This is a genomic window from Pseudomonas sp. PA-6-3C, assembly GCF_021605825.1.
GTDB lineage: Bacteria > Pseudomonadota > Gammaproteobacteria > Pseudomonadales > Pseudomonadaceae > Aquipseudomonas > Aquipseudomonas edaphica.
On record NZ_WKDV01000049.1, the window covers coordinates 35,216 to 49,502 of the forward strand.

Annotated in this window: 15 protein-coding genes and 1 pseudogene; 8 read left to right on the forward strand and 8 right to left on the reverse strand. The window is 61.1% G+C overall.

The genetic code is table 11. The features are described from left to right. Nucleotides 1-123: 123 nt before the first annotated feature. Genes cysT through GIW48_RS25570 form a run of 3 tightly spaced genes read left to right on the forward strand, consistent with a single transcriptional unit; the run spans nt 124 to nt 2,812 of the window. Nucleotides 124-942 carry a sulfate ABC transporter permease subunit CysT gene (cysT, locus tag GIW48_RS25560; protein ID WP_017136695.1) on the forward strand — a complete coding sequence of 273 codons (819 nt, stop codon included), beginning with the start codon at nt 124-126 and terminating at the stop codon, nt 940-942. Nucleotides 943-955: 13 nt separating this feature from the next. Further along, on the forward strand, nt 956-1,828 hold the full coding sequence (gene cysW / locus GIW48_RS25565) for a sulfate ABC transporter permease subunit CysW (protein ID WP_017136696.1): 873 nt from the start codon (nt 956-958) through the stop codon (nt 1,826-1,828). Between the two features lie 3 nt (nt 1,829-1,831). Then, complete coding sequence (locus GIW48_RS25570) at nt 1,832-2,812, forward strand: sulfate/molybdate ABC transporter ATP-binding protein (RefSeq protein WP_017136697.1); 981 nt, start codon at nt 1,832-1,834, stop codon at nt 2,810-2,812. A 122-nt stretch (nt 2,813-2,934) separates the two neighbouring features. Here GIW48_RS25570 and GIW48_RS25575 read toward each other — a convergent pair whose 3' ends face one another. Next, a complete protein-coding gene (locus tag GIW48_RS25575) occupies nt 2,935-3,462 on the reverse strand; it encodes an Mpo1 family 2-hydroxy fatty acid dioxygenase (RefSeq protein ID WP_017136698.1) in 528 nt (175 codons plus the stop codon). A gap of 83 nt (nt 3,463-3,545) precedes the next feature. Between GIW48_RS25575 and GIW48_RS25580 the strand changes: the two genes are divergently transcribed. Next, on the forward strand, nt 3,546-4,232 hold the full coding sequence (locus GIW48_RS25580; RefSeq protein ID WP_236461076.1) for a Crp/Fnr family transcriptional regulator: 687 nt from the start codon (nt 3,546-3,548) through the stop codon (nt 4,230-4,232). A gap of 38 nt (nt 4,233-4,270) precedes the next feature. Further along, the gene (locus GIW48_RS25585; protein ID WP_017136700.1) at nt 4,271-4,630 is read left to right on the forward strand and encodes a response regulator; all 360 of its coding nucleotides are present in this window, start codon (nt 4,271-4,273) and stop codon (nt 4,628-4,630) included. Nucleotides 4,631-4,714: 84 nt separating this feature from the next. Here GIW48_RS25585 and GIW48_RS25590 read toward each other — a convergent pair whose 3' ends face one another. Then, nucleotides 4,715-5,719 (reverse strand): AraC family transcriptional regulator, encoded by a 1,005-nt coding sequence (locus GIW48_RS25590; RefSeq protein ID WP_099549546.1) that lies wholly within the window; start codon nt 5,717-5,719, stop codon nt 4,715-4,717. A 101-nt stretch (nt 5,720-5,820) separates the two neighbouring features. On the opposite strand from GIW48_RS25590, the gene GIW48_RS25595 reads away from it, so the two are divergent. Next, nucleotides 5,821-6,900 carry a fatty acid desaturase gene (locus GIW48_RS25595; RefSeq protein ID WP_170039449.1) on the forward strand — a complete coding sequence of 360 codons (1,080 nt, stop codon included), beginning with the start codon at nt 5,821-5,823 and terminating at the stop codon, nt 6,898-6,900. Nucleotides 6,901-6,938: 38 nt separating this feature from the next. Here the strand turns inward: GIW48_RS25595 and GIW48_RS25600 are convergent, their stop codons facing one another. The 6 genes from GIW48_RS25600 to GIW48_RS25625 form a co-directional block, all read right to left on the reverse strand. Then, nucleotides 6,939-7,250, reverse strand: coding sequence for a putative quinol monooxygenase (locus GIW48_RS25600; protein ID WP_003218128.1), 312 nt, complete (start codon nt 7,248-7,250; stop codon nt 6,939-6,941). Between the two features lie 121 nt (nt 7,251-7,371). Next, nucleotides 7,372-8,229, reverse strand: coding sequence for a glycine betaine ABC transporter substrate-binding protein (locus GIW48_RS25605; protein WP_170039451.1), 858 nt, complete (start codon nt 8,227-8,229; stop codon nt 7,372-7,374). A 14-nt stretch (nt 8,230-8,243) separates the two neighbouring features. Beyond that, nucleotides 8,244-9,125, reverse strand: coding sequence for a LysR family transcriptional regulator (locus tag GIW48_RS25610; protein WP_170039453.1), 882 nt, complete (start codon nt 9,123-9,125; stop codon nt 8,244-8,246). A 12-nt stretch (nt 9,126-9,137) separates the two neighbouring features. After that, on the reverse strand, nt 9,138-10,310 hold the full coding sequence (locus GIW48_RS25615; protein WP_186617872.1) for an L-dopachrome tautomerase-related protein: 1,173 nt from the start codon (nt 10,308-10,310) through the stop codon (nt 9,138-9,140). A 128-nt stretch (nt 10,311-10,438) separates the two neighbouring features. Further along, nucleotides 10,439-11,371 carry a LysR family transcriptional regulator gene (locus GIW48_RS25620; protein WP_236461078.1) on the reverse strand — a complete coding sequence of 311 codons (933 nt, stop codon included), beginning with the start codon at nt 11,369-11,371 and terminating at the stop codon, nt 10,439-10,441. Nucleotides 11,372-11,445: 74 nt separating this feature from the next. Continuing rightward, nucleotides 11,446-12,645, reverse strand: coding sequence for a CynX/NimT family MFS transporter (locus tag GIW48_RS25625; protein ID WP_170039460.1), 1,200 nt, complete (start codon nt 12,643-12,645; stop codon nt 11,446-11,448). A gap of 109 nt (nt 12,646-12,754) precedes the next feature. Between GIW48_RS25625 and GIW48_RS25630 the strand changes: the two genes are divergently transcribed. Together GIW48_RS25630 and GIW48_RS25635 are read left to right on the forward strand one after the other, a co-directional pair. Next, nucleotides 12,755-13,606 carry a LysR family transcriptional regulator gene (locus tag GIW48_RS25630; RefSeq protein ID WP_170039463.1) on the forward strand — a complete coding sequence of 284 codons (852 nt, stop codon included), beginning with the start codon at nt 12,755-12,757 and terminating at the stop codon, nt 13,604-13,606. A 397-nt stretch (nt 13,607-14,003) separates the two neighbouring features. Beyond that, nucleotides 14,004-14,287, forward strand: a pseudogene (locus tag GIW48_RS25635) (energy transducer TonB); the annotation flags it as partial.

Here is a 14,287-nt window from a genome sequence, read left to right on the forward strand (position 1 = left end):
TGGGAGCTGGCTTGCCTGCGATAGCATCACCAAGGTGTGACTGACACACCGAGGTGCCTGCATCGCAGGCAAGCCAGCTCCCACAGAAAGGCAGTGGTGTTTACCCTTTAACCAAGGACTCTTATGTCGCGTCGTATTTCCCCCGTCATACCCGGCTTCGGGCTGACGCTGGGCTACACCGTGGTGTACCTCAGCCTGATCGTACTCATCCCCCTGGCGGCGATGTTTGTACACGCCGCTCAACTCACTTGGGATCAGTTCTGGGCCATCATTACCGCACCGCGGGTGCTGGCGGCGTTAAAACTGAGCTTCGGCACCGCGTTCGTCGCGGCGATCATCAACGGCGTGATCGGCACACTGCTGGCCTGGGTGCTGGTGCGTTACACCTTCCCTGGCCGCAAGGTCATCGATGCGATGATCGACTTGCCGTTTGCCCTGCCGACCGCAGTGGCCGGTATTGCCCTCACGGCGCTGTACGCACCGGCAGGCCTGGTCGGGCAGTTCGCGACCGACCTGGGCTTTAAAATCGCCTACACCCCAATCGGCATCACCCTGGCTTTGACCTTCGTCACCTTGCCCTTTGTGGTGCGTACGGTGCAGCCGGTACTGGCCGATATCCCGCGTGAAATCGAAGAAGCCGCCGCCTGCCTGGGCGCCAAACCCTTGCAGGTGTTCCGCTACATCCTCGTACCCGCATTGCTGCCCGCCTGGCTGACCGGCTTCGCGCTGGCCTTCGCCCGTGGCGTGGGTGAGTACGGTTCGGTGATCTTCATCGCCGGCAACATGCCGATGAAAACCGAGATTCTGCCGTTGCTGATCATGGTCAAGCTCGACCAATACGACTACACCGGCGCCACCGCCATCGGCGTGATGATGCTGGTGGTTTCCTTTGTCCTGCTGCTGCTGATCAACTTGCTGCAGCGGCGCATCGAAACCCCATAAGGAGGCGCGGAACATGTCCCAATCGTCTATTTCCGCTGCGTCCTCGGCCAACGCTGCCCGTCGTGGCAGCGCGGTGTCGCGTCGCATCCTGATCACACTTGGCTGGCTGGTGTTCGCGCTGTTCCTGCTGCTGCCGCTGTTTATCGTGGTGTCCCAGGGTTTGAAGAATGGCCTCGGCGCATTTTTCACGGCGATCCTTGAGCCGGACGCGCTGTCGGCACTCAAGCTCACAGTGATCGCCGTGGTGATTTCGGTGCCGCTCAACCTGGTGTTTGGCGTCAGCGCCGCGTGGTGTGTGAGCAAGTACTCGTTCCGTGGCAAGAGCATTCTGGTCACGCTGATCGACCTGCCGTTCTCGGTGTCGCCGGTGATCGCGGGCCTGGTCTACGTGCTGATGTTCGGCGCCCAGGGCTTCTTCGGCCCGTGGCTGCAAGACCATGACATCCAGATCGTGTTCGCCTTGCCGGGCATTGTGCTGGCGACCATCTTCGTGACGGTGCCGTTCGTGGCCCGTGAACTGATCCCGTTGATGCAGGAGCAGGGCACCCAGGAAGAAGAAGCCGCACGCCTGTTGGGCGCCAATGGCTGGCAGATGTTCTGGCATGTGACCGTGCCGAACATCAAGTGGGGCCTGATCTACGGCGTGGTGCTGTGTACCGCGCGGGCGATGGGTGAGTTCGGCGCGGTGTCGGTGGTGTCCGGTCACATTCGCGGCGTCACCAACACCCTGCCGCTGCACGTCGAGATCCTCTACAACGAATACAACCATGTCGCCGCGTTTGCCGTCGCGAGCCTGTTGCTGATCCTGGCGCTCTTCATCCTGCTGCTCAAGCAGTGGAGCGAGAACCGTATCAACCGCCTGCGCAACAGCGCCGGTGAGGAATAAGTCATGTCGATCGAAGTCCGTAATGTCAGCAAGAACTTCAACGCCTTCAAGGCCCTGAACAGCATCAATCTGGACATCCAGAGTGGCGAGCTGGTGGCGTTGCTTGGCCCGTCCGGCTGCGGCAAGACCACCTTGCTGCGCATCATTGCAGGCCTGGAAACCCCGGACGCCGGCAGCATCGTGTTCCATGGCGAAGACGTGTCCGGCCACGACGTGCGTGATCGCAACGTCGGCTTTGTGTTCCAGCACTACGCGCTGTTCCGCCACATGACCGTGTTCGACAACGTTGCCTTCGGCCTGCGCATGAAGCCGAAAAACCAGCGCCCGAGCGAAAGCCAGATTGCGGTCAAAGTGCATGAACTGCTGAATATGGTGCAGCTTGATTGGCTGTCGGATCGCTACCCGGAACAACTCTCCGGTGGCCAGCGTCAGCGTATCGCCCTGGCGCGCGCCCTGGCGGTAGAACCCAAGGTGCTGCTGCTGGATGAACCCTTCGGTGCCCTCGACGCCAAGGTGCGTAAAGAGCTGCGCCGCTGGCTGGCGCGCCTGCACGAAGATATCAACCTCACCTCGGTGTTCGTGACCCACGACCAGGAAGAGGCCATGGAAGTCGCCGACCGTATCGTGGTGATGAACAAGGGCGTGATCGAGCAGATCGGCTCACCGGGCGAAGTCTACGAAAACCCGGCCAGCGATTTTGTGTATCACTTCCTCGGTGATTCCAACCGTCTGCACTTGGGCGAAGACAAGCACGTGCTGTTCCGCCCGCATGAAGTGTCGCTGTCGCGCCATGAGCTGGAAGATCACCACGCGGCGCAAGTGCGCGATATTCGCCCGCTCGGCGCCACCACACGGGTGACGCTGAAGGTCGAAGGCCAAAGCGAGCTGATCGAGGCCGAAGTGGTCAAAGACCACGACAGCCTGACCGGATTGGCGCGTGGCGAGACCTTGTTCTTCAAACCCAAGGTCTGGCAAAAAGCCTGACCCTCAGATCGTTCACTCTGCGTGGGAACGATCATGTGGGAGCTGGCTTGCCTGCGATAGCATCACTACGGTGTGACTGATACACCGAGGTGCCTGTATCGCAGGCAAGCCAGCTCCCACATTCAGACCTTGCTTGGCTTCAGATCGCGGCGTTCTACCGGGCCGGACCGCGCCTCAATCTGCTCTTTAAGTTCCTGCCGCAACCCCAGCAAAAACGCCAGCTCCGCCACCACAAACAACGGCCCCACAATCAATCCCGACACATCATCCACAAACGCCGGCTTCCTGCCTTCGTAATAGTGCCCGACAAACTGAATCACCCAGCCCACCACAAACATACCGATGCCGCTGCTCAGCCATACCAGCGTGCTCTGTGCCGCCAGCGCATGCCCGGCCCATACCGACAAGCCCATCAACAGCGTCATCAGCAGGCCCAGCGCCAGTTCCAGGCGCAAGTAGAACCATGCCGAAAACAGCGCGAGTAGCACTGCCGGAGATATCCACAGGCTGCCGATTGCCCATTCAGGGCGCGACAGCAGCACCGCCACGGCGACCACAATCAACGGGATGCCGATAAAGTGGCTGGCGATATTGCGCGGGTCGCGGTGGTAGGCGGCGTATTGGCTGAGGTGGTCGACGAGGCTTTTCATTGTTGTTCCTCCTGTAGGATGCTTGATCATGCCCTGTCCGCCTGTGACTGACTGTCAGTTGGGCGACAATCTTCGGAGTGCTCATGGACACAGAGAAATGGCGTACTCGCTTGGCCTCTGGCCACTGGTTCAGCCACCTGCCTGAGCCTTTTCAGCATAGCCTGCTGGCCCACGCCCGGCAGCGGCAACTGGCGGCGGGGCAAACCCTGTTCAAGCGTGGCGACCCGCCCTGTGGCCTGTACGCGGTGCTCGACGGTGCCTTGCGCATCAGCGCGGTGAATGAACACGGCAAGGAAGCACTGTTGAGCCTGGTGGAATCACCCTTCTGGCTGGGTGAGATTTGCCTGTTCGACGGCCTGCCACGCACCCACGACGCCTGCGCCGTCGGGCCGTGCACGCTGCTGCAGGTGCCACAGCAGGCGCTGCTCAGTATCCTCAATGAAAGCCCGCAGTACTGGCGCGACTTGGCGTTGTTGATGAGCCAGAAGCTGCGCCTGAGTTTTATCAATATCGAGCAATTGAGCCTGATGCCGGCGTCGGTGCGCCTGGCCCATCGTCTGTTGATGATCGTCGAGGGTTACGGCGAGGCCGAGTCTTCAAAAAGCGTGCTGCAACTGCCCCAGGAAGACCTGGCCGCTATGTTGAGCCTGTCACGCCAGACCACCAACGCCTTGCTCAAGGACCTGCAGGCCCAAGGCATCGTGCGCCTGGGCTACGGCGAGATCGAAATCCTCGACGCCCGGCGACTGCGTGAGGCGGCGCACACCTGAGGGTGTTAGCCTGCAAGCCTGATTAATCGAGGTGTGTTATGCGCGTGCTGTTAGTGGAACATGAATCCGAAGAGGCACAGCGGATGGCCCAGGGCTTGAACGAGGCCAGTTACAGCGTCGAAGTCGCGGCCAATGGCATGGCGGCGTTGCGTTTCGTGGAAAGCACCGAGTACGACCTGGTGATCCTGGATGTGATGCTGCCGGGCCTGAATGCCTGGAAGTTGCAGCAGGCGATTCGGTTAAAGGGTGAGACACCCGTGCTGTTCCTGACTACGCCCGGTGGCATTGAAGACCGCTTGCGTGGGTTGGAACTGCATGAGGATGATTATTTGCTCAAGCCGTTTGATGCCAAGGTGCTGGTGGCGCGGGTGAAAAAACTCTTGCGGCGTGGCCGCTGAGCCACCGCTATCGCAGGCAAGCCAGCTCCCACAGTTGGAATGCATTGCCCTGTGGGAGCTGGCTTGCCTGCGATGAGGCCCGACCTAGCGCAACCCATCGCGAAACTGCCCCGGCGTCATCCCCGTCCAGCGCTTGAACGCTCGGCTGAAACTGCTGGTATCGGCAAACCCAAGCAAATAACTGATCTCGGCCAATGAGCAGTGCGGATCGCGCAGGTGCAGCAGCGCCAGGTTCTCGCGGCACTCATTGAGCAACGCATCAAATCGACAGCCTTCATCCGCCAAATGCCGCTGCAAGCTGCGCAGACTCAGGTGCAACGCCTGGGCGATGCGCTCGGCACTCGGCTCGCCCTCCGGCAATTGTTCCTCGATCGCCCTGCGCACCTTGCGTTCCCAGGTCAGCGGTTGCAGCTGGGCCAGGGTGCGCTTGAGCACGGTTTCATTGTGCTCGGCCAACTCGGGGTTGGCGTCGTCCAGGTGGCTGTCGAAGTCCTGGGCGGAAAATTCAAGACGGTCTTCCTCGGCATCGAAAAACACCGGTGCGCGAAACACCGTGTGCCAGGGTTTTGGATCCACCGGTTCCGGCCGCCGCAGGTACACCGCCAACGGCGCGTAATCACGGCCCAGGCGATTACGGCAGGTGCGCACATAGATCGCTGCAAACGCATCAATCGCTTCTGGCGCCGGTGCCGGACTGTCCGCAGGTTGCAGCAGACGAAAGCGGTAACGCTCACCCTCTCGGCTAAGCTCCAGCGTCAGGGCATCGCTGACCACTTGGTGATACCGCACGATGCGCTCGAACACCTCACGCAAGCTGCCGCTGGCCACCAGCGCATAACCCAGCGCATGAAAGGTGGTCGGGCTCACAAACCGCGACACGCGCAAGCCGATCGCCGGGTCGCCACTGGCCTGCACTGCCAGCGCCCACAGGCGTGTGGTGGCCGACAGCGGGTAGCGTGCGTTGGGGTCGTCCATCTGCTGCGGGTCGAGCCCGGCCTCGATGCACAGCGCGGCGCTGTCCAGGTTGAGGGCGTCGAGCTGCTTGCGCAGGGCGCGGGTCCAACTGGCGAGAGACGTGGGTTCAGTCATGGTGATTGGCGCTTGCGGTCAACAGGTTGGCGTCCGGGGCTAGCGTCCCGCCCGATCGCTTGGGGCAGGATGGACGTATCACTTAACAAGAGGATGGGAGCATGGACGGTACTTCTGCAAGTCCCCAACAGATGAATGCGCAACAGCGCTCGGCAAAAATCCGCGAAGTGGTGCTTGCCGAGGGTGTGCGGTTGCGCCAACAGCACCCCTGGCTGCTGCATCAGGACGCATTGGGCGCGGGCATCCTGGCCTTTGCCTTGCTCGGCATGCTCGGCTCGGCGGCGCTCTATATCACCGGCCATATGGCTTGGTGGGCGTGCCTGCTGCTCAATGCCTTCCTTGCTTCGCTGACCCACGAGCTGGAACACGACCTGATCCACAGCATGTACTTTCGCAAGCAACGTGTGCCGCACAACCTGATGATGGGCCTGGTGTGGCTGGCGCGGCCGAGCACCATCAACCCGTGGATACGCCGGCATTTGCACCTTAACCACCACAAGGTGTCCGGCACCGAAACCGATATGGAAGAGCGCGCCATTACCAATGGCGAGCCGTGGGGGTTCGCGCGGTTGCTGATGGTGGGCGATAACGTGATGTCGGCGTTTATCCGCATGCTGCGGGCCAAAACCTGGAGCCACAAACTCAAGATCCTCAAACGCTCGCTGCTGGTGTACGCACCGCTGGCGCTGCTGCATTGGGGCGCGTGGTATGTGTTCCTGGGCTTTCATGCCGCCAATGGCATCGCCAGCCTGATGGGCGCGCCAATCCAGTGGTCTGCCGGTACCTTGCAGATGATGCAGGTGATTGATATCGCCGCCGTGGTGATCATCGGTCCTAACGTGCTGCGCACCTTTTGCCTGCACTTTGTCAGCTCCAACATGCACTATTACGGCGATGTGGAACTGGGCAACGTGATCCAGCAAACCCAGGTGCTCAACCCGTGGTGGATGTGGCCGTTGCAGGCGTTTTGCTTCAACTTCGGCAGCACTCACGGCATCCACCATTTTGTGGTGAAGGAGCCGTTCTACATCCGCCAGATGACCGCCAAGGTGGCGCATAAGGTGATGCGCGAGATGGGTGTGCGCTTCAATGATATCGGCACGTTTACCCGCGCCAATCGGCTTGAGCGCCAGGAGGGACGGCTGAGCGAACTCAACCCGATGGAAACGACCACGCGCTGAGCAAGCGTCCCGGTCACCCTGGGGTGACCGGGTACGGTTTACTGAATGGCCTGGTAGAAGTTCACCTGTGCTTCATCGAGGTACGCGAGGATTTTCGCCGGCAGGCGCTCGGTGGGTTTCGCCGGGCCGAAGGCTTTGTAGAGCGTTTCGAAATGCGCGTGCAGGTCCGCGACGCTTTCCCACTGTTCGTTGAGAAAGAACCGGTTGGGGTTCTCTTCATCCTTATGCCATTGATAGACCACGGCCTTGTCGTGCTGATGGGTGAGTTTCTGTGAGACGGCCGCTACATCACGATAGAACTCGGCCTGCTTGCCTTCTTTGATGGTGCCGCTGAAAACCAGGTAGAGCATGTTGGAGTCCTCGGTTTGGGGAGATTGCAGAACATCTGCATCGCCAAACTAGCCTCAGTGAGCAGGCCCTTGTAGCCAGTCCGCCGCGAATTCAGAATTCGTAAAAGGCCTCGTTGCCCAGTCAGGCCAGGGGGGCGAGCCAGGCGCGCAAGGTGTCGGGATGCCTTGCCAGCCAATCGCTCGCGGCGGCATCTGCGGATTGCCCGCCACGGTTGAGCGCATCATCGAGTTCGGCAACGATGAGGTTGGAGAGGCGAATATTGTCCAGCACCTGGATTTCGGCAGCCGTGAGTAACACCAAGCGATCCTCGCGGGCCAGCAGCACTGCTCTGTCGACACTGCCGAGTAATCCCTTGGGGTCTTTCAGGTCGCGAATTCGATAACGGTGGTGCAGGAACTGAGGGTGCCACAGTGGCACGATGCCCCAGCGCCGCTGCTGATACAGCGCCTCGAACGCCTTAATACAATCGTCCTGGCTGCCCGTGCGGAACTGATATCCGGCGTTGTTCAACCCGTATTCGTCCATGATTTTCAGCGAGAAACGAGTAATGCCTGCACCCGGGCCGATCCCCTGGATCAGCGGGTTCATCCGGGCCCGGACGTCGGGCTTGAGCAGGTCCTCGATGGATTCCACGTCCTGCTCGCTGACGTAGTCCGGCACTCCCCACAAGGCATAAGGCTGGTAGTGCAAGCCCAGTTCGCGAGTGGGCGTCACTGCCTCCACCGCTTGCTTGTACAGCCCGTGGCTGAACGGAATCCAGGCGGAGACCAGCATGTCGACCGAGCCTTTGCGCAATTGCTCGAAGTTTTCCTCGTGCAGGGCATAGTGGCGCTCGACGGTCAGGCCCATGCGTTGCAAAACCAGCGCTACCACCGCAGCGGTAACCCGATGGAAAGACAGGTCCGTCACCCCTAGTCGAACGACGCGTGGGCCGCTCGCGAGATTTGTTTTGCCTGCAGCCTGGTGAGTTACCGTCATGATTTATTCCTATGCTAAAAATCGCCCTGGAACTCGGCGATCATGAACTCGACGAACGCCCGAGCCTTGGATGAGATCAACCGCGCGCTGGGATAGATCGCCCAGATATCCCGGGTTTGCTCCAACACACACCCCGGCATGATTTCCACCAACGCGCCGCTTTCCAGTGAGGCCCTGACGTTCCACTGTGAAACAGAGACAATGCCGAGCCCACCCTCGGCGGCAAGCCGCGCGCTTTCGCCGCAATTGACTCTGAGCGAACCACTGATTGCCGTTACTTCGTGTGACTGGGCGCCCACGAAACGCCAATGGTCCTCGTCGCCCAGCAGGATGCAGGAATGGTTGACCAGCTCCGCCGGTGAAGTCGGTTCGCCATGCGCCTGGAGGTAGGCGGGTGCCGCACACAGGATGCGCCGGTCGCAGCCGAGCTTGCGCGCCACCAGAGATGAGTCCTTCAGGGAGGCGATGCGGATTGCCACATCAATCCCGATCTCGGTCAGGTCCTGCATTTGATCCGACAGTATCAGGTCGATCTTCAGCTTCGGGTTGGCGTGCAAGAACCGGGTAATGGCCGGCATCAGGCACATCCGCGCGAAGGATCCGGGGGCGGACACTCTTAACACCCGCTTGGCCACGTCCTTGCCTTTCACCGCGACCAGATAGGCCTCATCCACGGCTGCCAGCACCCTGATTGCATGGGGCAGAAACAGCGCACCGTCTTCGGTCAGGCTGACCTGGCGGGTAGTGCGATGCAGCAGGCGCATGCCCAGGTATTCTTCAAGCTTCGCCAGCTTGTGGCTGGCCACCGAGGGCGCGAGTCCCAGCTCCCTGCCGGCTGCGGTGATATTGCCCAGTTCCGTTGATCGCATGAAAAGGTTCAACGCATCGATATTCATGCTTGTGCGCCGCTAGTGGGTGGGCGCCGGTGCGGCATCGATCTTCACTCGCAGCAGGCTGTAGGGTTTCTGGCGCAAGTCTTTGCCTGCGTGAAAGATGCCTTGGCGGTGCAACTGATTGGCGATGAAGTACAGGTAGCCGTCAGGACCGATTGACAGTGTGTCGGGCCAGAGCACGCGAGGATCATGGACGATGGTCTGCCATTGCCCGTTCGCCAGCCGTTTGCGCACGCTGTTGTTTTCGTAGTCACCGGCATAGACGGCCCCCGAGGCGTCGGCTTCAAGCCCGTCCGAGGCGCCTTTTTCCCCGAGGTCTTTGACCGCCATCTCTAGGCGCGCTTCGCTGACTGTCGTGTCTCGCAGCAGCGCCGTGGGGATGGAATACAGGTGCCGGCTCGACAGCGGGCAGAAGTACAAGGTCTGACCATCCGCCGACAGGGCGATGCCGTCCGAAGCCACGGCAAACGGTTGGGTGCCGCCTTTGGCATCCCGCACTTTCAGGACCTGGCCTTCGACCATGGGCACGAAGTTCGGGTCGACCGAGGTCGAGGGTGCACCACTGAGCCGGCGTATGGCCGTGCCACTGGCGATGTCCATGACGATGATCGCGCCCGGGCCGGTAAGGGAGGAGTCGGTGATATAGATCACGCCTTGGTCACCTACGCGAAAATCAAAGCGCATGTCGTTGACGTAGGTGCCGGGCAGCATGACGTTTTTCGGGAATACGAGGGTCTTGACCACTTTGTTGGTGGCGAGATCAACCGCGACGAGCTTGGCACCCCCCGGCTGTGGAGACGAGAAGCCAGGCGCTGCGGTGTCCAGTATCCAGAGGTGCCCGCGCCCGTCGGCCACCACGCTTTGTACGCTGATAAATCCTTTGGCCGGGTCTTTGGGGTTGGCCTGATTTATCGCCTGGTCAGGGTAGGGTACGACGTTGCCATCGCGCAGTTCTGCGACGGTAAACGGCACCTCGTCGCCCCAGCGAGGAAAGTTGACAAAGATGCGTCCGGTCTCGGTAACGCTCACGCCGGTGGGCATGGCATCGTGGAAGGCGTGCACCTGCTCGATGGCGCCAACGCTCTGATCGGCGGGCAGGTTCGCCGGCATGGAAGCCTGGGCGGCAGTGCCGGTGAGGGCCACTGCCAAGGCGAGGGCAGTCCAGCTGAGTGGGTATTTCAAGTACATGGCGGGGCTCCAGGTTTTTCTGTTCTGGAGCCAATGGTGTCGGTTCCCTGCAGACGAAAAAACCCGCTGATTGCCGATAACAGTTTCATTGAAATCAAGAGAATGGGTTGCCGCGCACGCCCGGTTTTTTAGCTGCGGGCGAGCAAGCTTGCTTCAGCAGAGGGGCTGTCCACGGTGACCAGGGTTTCGATCATCGCCTTCGCCGCCGGCGACAAGCGAAACCCGGTACGGCTGATGATCCCGCAGCGGTCGTTCAAACTGTCGAGGCTGTGAGGCACATTGCGCCAGTGCAGTACCGTCAGTGCGCCACGGGCAACGTCTTCGGCAAACGCATCCTCGGCGCCCAGGCCAATCGCATTGGACTGGTGCACGATGGCTGCCAGCGCCGCAAACTGCTCCAGCTCGATTGCGGGAGAAAAGTCGATACGCCCGCTCAGGTTGGCCAGCAGCTTGCGTACTCCGGGAGCGATCAGCGGTGTGGCCAGTGGGTAGTCAAACAAATCGTTGGTTGAGAGGCTGTCCTTGGCCAGTAACGGGTGCCCGGCGCGGCAGAAAAACACATTGCGCCTGGGTGTCAGGGCCTGGGTCTGAAAGTTCGGATCGGCCTCGAAGTGGCGCACATCGGCGATGAAGAATTCGATCTCCTCGCGGCTCAAGCTACGCCCGAGTTTTTCCCAGTTATCCACCTGCAAACCGCTGCGTACTCGGGGATGGGCGCCGACAAACCGCGCGATCGCCTCGGGCACCAGGTTCACTGCCGCCACGGCATCGCAGCCGAAGCGCAATTCGCCGGCGTCGAGCTTGGTCATGCGGGTGACTTCGTGGCTCAGCCGCGCCGCCCCCTGAACCAGCGACAAGGCATGTTGCAACACCACCTGGCCCTCGGGGGTGGGGCGCAGGTCTTTGTGGGCGCGGTCCACCAGCACACAGCCGAACTCCTGTTCCAGGCTCTGGATACTGCGGCTGAACGCCGGCTGGGTAATGCCCATGGCGTCGGCGGCGCGCACAAAACTGCGGTACTCGTTCAGAGCGATGAAGTAGCGCAGTTGGCGAAGGTCCATGGAGTTTTCCGGCGTCCTGAAGGAAGCCGGGATTTTAATCGCCTCGCTTATTCCTCCAAAGAAGCTTTATTTTTTTATCTAGACTCAAATTGCATATTCATAGAGCCGGCGCGGTAGGTGGCCGGGCTGAACACGCGGGTCACGATCAGCATCGCCACCACCGTCACCGTCAGCACCATCCAGGCGCTGACGAAACTACCGGTCAGTTCCCGCAGCCAGCCGGTCAGCCACGGCGAAATGGCGTTGATCAAAAAACCTACGCCTTGTACGAAAGCCGCCAGTTGCCCGGCTTGGCGCGGGTCGCGGTGGTGGTCGAGGGTCAGCAGCAGGCTGAGGGCGAAACACGCGCCCAGGCCAAACCCGCACAAGGCGACCCACAGGTGCGGGTACTCCAGCGGTGCGAGGATCAGGCCGAGGTAGCCGACTGTCTGTGCCAACAGGCTGATGCCGAGCAGCGGGCGACGGTCGATACCGCGCTGAGCCAGCACCGGCATCAACAGTGCAGCGATCACCTGGAAGATGGTCATGAACGCCAGCAACGAACCGCTCGGCAACACGCCCCAGCCCAGTTGCTGATAGTAGGCCGGCAGCCACGCCACCATGCTCATGTAGCCGCAATTCACCAGCCCGAAATACAGCGCCAGCAGCCAGGCCCGACGATTGCGCAGCCCCTTGAATGCCGGCGCGATTTGCAGGTTTCTCGCCGCGCCCAACGGCAGCCAGGCCCACAGCAGCAACGCCCCCAGCGCCGGCAACAGCCACACACCCAACCCCGCCTGCCATTGCTGAAAATGCGTGGCCACCAGTGGGCTGAGCAACGCTGCCAGCCCGCCGCCAGCCATCAACGAGGCTGAGTACACACCCATCGCCACCGGCACGCGGTGATGAAATTCGCGCTTGATCATTGCCGGCACCAATGCCTGGATCAGCGCCACACCGGCGCCGCCCAGCAACGCCGTAACGAGCAGCGCCGACGCCTGGCCCATCAACCAACGTGCCAGGCAGGCCAGCAGAATCATCATTAAGCCGAGCGCGATGCCGCGCCGCTCGCCCAGGCGCGCTTCCACGCGCACACCGACCAGCGCCACCAGGCCCATGCACACCACTGGCAGGCTGGTGAGCAGGGCGCTGCTTTGGAAGCTCAGCCCGGTGGCCTGACGAATCTCGCCGAGCAAGGGGCTGATGGAGCTGAGAATGGGGCGCAGGTTCAGGCCCAGTACGACCAAAAGGCCCCAGCCGGCCAATTTTCCTGCGAATGAATGGTTGAGCGTCATGCACGGCCTATCGTCTGCGCAAAAGAGGCGTGAAGTATGGCGAGCCGCCAGAGTATTCTGAAATTAAATATAACCATGCCAACCAGTGGCAAACGCAATGGTGAAAAACATGTTCGATCCCATGTTGCTGCGTAGTTTTATCGCCGTGGTGGATTGCGGCAATTTCACTCGCGCTGCCGAGCGCTTGCACCTGACCCAATCCACCGTGAGCCAGCAGATTCGTCGCCTGGAAGACGCCGTGGCATGCCAGTTGCTCGACCGCGATCAACGCCACGTGGTGCCCACCGCCGAGGGCGAGCGTTTGCTGGCCTACGCGCGGCGCATCCTCGCGCTGCATGAGGAGGCCGCCGATGTGTTGATCAACCAGCAAAGCGACGGCGTGTTGCGCCTCGGCGTGCCGGAGGACTTTGCCGCCGAGCGCCTGATGCCGTTGCTGTCGGCTTTTGTGGTGGCCTATCCGCGAGTGCGGCTGGAAGTCACCAGCGGTCTCGGTCCGGAACTGCAGCGGCAATACCGCGCCGGTGAGTTCGACGTGTTGCTGGTCAAGCAGATGGGCGACAGCGATGACTGCGTGGCCTCGTGGCCGGAACCGCTGTGTTGGGTAGACAGCCGCAGCATGCCGTCGATTGGGCGCGACCCGCTGCCCTTGGTAGCGTTTCCGGTAGGCGGTTTGTACCGCAATGAAATGCTCCACCACCTGGAAGTTGGCGGTTGGCGTTGGCGCATCGGCTATTCCAGCGCCAGCCTGGCCAGTGTGTGCTCGGCGGTGGCGGCGGGGTTGGGTATCAGCCTGTTGCCGCGACGGGTGGTGCAGCCAGGGCATGTGGTACTGGGTGACGACAGTGGTTTACCCATGGTCCAGGGCGTGCGCCTGGCGCTGTATGGCCGCAGTGGGTTGGGCGCGGCCGGGCAGACTTTGCAGCAGCAATTGTTCGCTCTATGCGCCAATAACCCATCTTGAAGCGTTCGACGAGCGTTTTTTTGTGGCGAGCGGGCTTGCCCCGCGTTGGGCTGCGCAGCGGCCCCTCTAAGGCAAGACGCGGCGCGCCAGGCATAGCGTGTTGGCAGGTTTTGGGTCTGCTACGCAGCCCAACGCGGGGCAAGCCCGCTCGCCACAATCCATGCGTTTACTGAATATTTTTTATGCCTTTAAAGCATTCAAAAACAACCCCTTCGCCACAGGCCACGGCCAACGTGGCTTTGGCGTTTCAGGATGTTTCGTTTATTCAATTTAGATCTATTTATAACTTTAAAGATTACTTTAAGAGATAAGCGTCTAGCCCCGATGATTCAGCCCTCGACGGCCGCTTTGGCAGGCCTGTCGGTTTTTTGGTGTGAAAACCGTAGGGAGTGAATCAATGGGCAATGTCCAGACCGCCGCCAGTGTCCCCGAGGCGCAGTGGCGCCAGGCACCGGGTGGTGAGTTGGTCGACCTTGGCCGGCCGCACCGCGCGCCGTTGGGGCAATTGCGTTTGCAGAAAACCCCGAAGCGTTTTTCGAGTCGTCGTGAAGGGATTCTGCTGGGGTTGCTGGTGTTGGCCTTGCACGGTGCGGTGATTTATTGGGTGAGCCAGAAGCCCACGCCGGTGTTGCCGATTGTGCCGCCGGAAATCCCGCCGATGACGATCGAATTTTCCCAACC

Bases quoted from the DNA above. Each gene is read 5' to 3' on its own strand.
- GIW48_RS25600 (WP_003218128.1), bottom strand. From the start codon at position 7,250: ATGCTCTACCTGGTTTTCAGCGGCACCATCAAAGAAGGCAAGCAGGCC.
- GIW48_RS25605 (WP_170039451.1), bottom strand. From the start codon at position 8,229: ATGACGGTAACTCACCAGGCTGCAGGCAAAACAAATCTCGCGAGCGGC.
- GIW48_RS25595 (WP_170039449.1), top strand. From the start codon at position 5,821: ATGGACGGTACTTCTGCAAGTCCCCAACAGATGAATGCGCAACAGCGC.
- GIW48_RS25610 (WP_170039453.1), bottom strand. From the start codon at position 9,125: ATGAATATCGATGCGTTGAACCTTTTCATGCGATCAACGGAACTGGGC.
- cysT (WP_017136695.1), top strand. From the start codon at position 124: ATGTCGCGTCGTATTTCCCCCGTCATACCCGGCTTCGGGCTGACGCTG.
- GIW48_RS25570 (WP_017136697.1), top strand. From the start codon at position 1,832: ATGTCGATCGAAGTCCGTAATGTCAGCAAGAACTTCAACGCCTTCAAG.
- GIW48_RS25590 (WP_099549546.1), bottom strand. From the start codon at position 5,719: ATGACTGAACCCACGTCTCTCGCCAGTTGGACCCGCGCCCTGCGCAAG.
- GIW48_RS25625 (WP_170039460.1), bottom strand. From the start codon at position 12,645: ATGACGCTCAACCATTCATTCGCAGGAAAATTGGCCGGCTGGGGCCTT.
- GIW48_RS25630 (WP_170039463.1), top strand. From the start codon at position 12,755: ATGTTCGATCCCATGTTGCTGCGTAGTTTTATCGCCGTGGTGGATTGC.
- GIW48_RS25615 (WP_186617872.1), bottom strand. From the start codon at position 10,310: ATGTACTTGAAATACCCACTCAGCTGGACTGCCCTCGCCTTGGCAGTG.
- GIW48_RS25575 (WP_017136698.1), bottom strand. From the start codon at position 3,462: ATGAAAAGCCTCGTCGACCACCTCAGCCAATACGCCGCCTACCACCGC.
- GIW48_RS25580 (WP_236461076.1), top strand. From the start codon at position 3,546: ATGGACACAGAGAAATGGCGTACTCGCTTGGCCTCTGGCCACTGGTTC.
- cysW (WP_017136696.1), top strand. From the start codon at position 956: ATGTCCCAATCGTCTATTTCCGCTGCGTCCTCGGCCAACGCTGCCCGT.
- GIW48_RS25585 (WP_017136700.1), top strand. From the start codon at position 4,271: ATGCGCGTGCTGTTAGTGGAACATGAATCCGAAGAGGCACAGCGGATG.
- GIW48_RS25620 (WP_236461078.1), bottom strand. From the start codon at position 11,371: ATGGACCTTCGCCAACTGCGCTACTTCATCGCTCTGAACGAGTACCGC.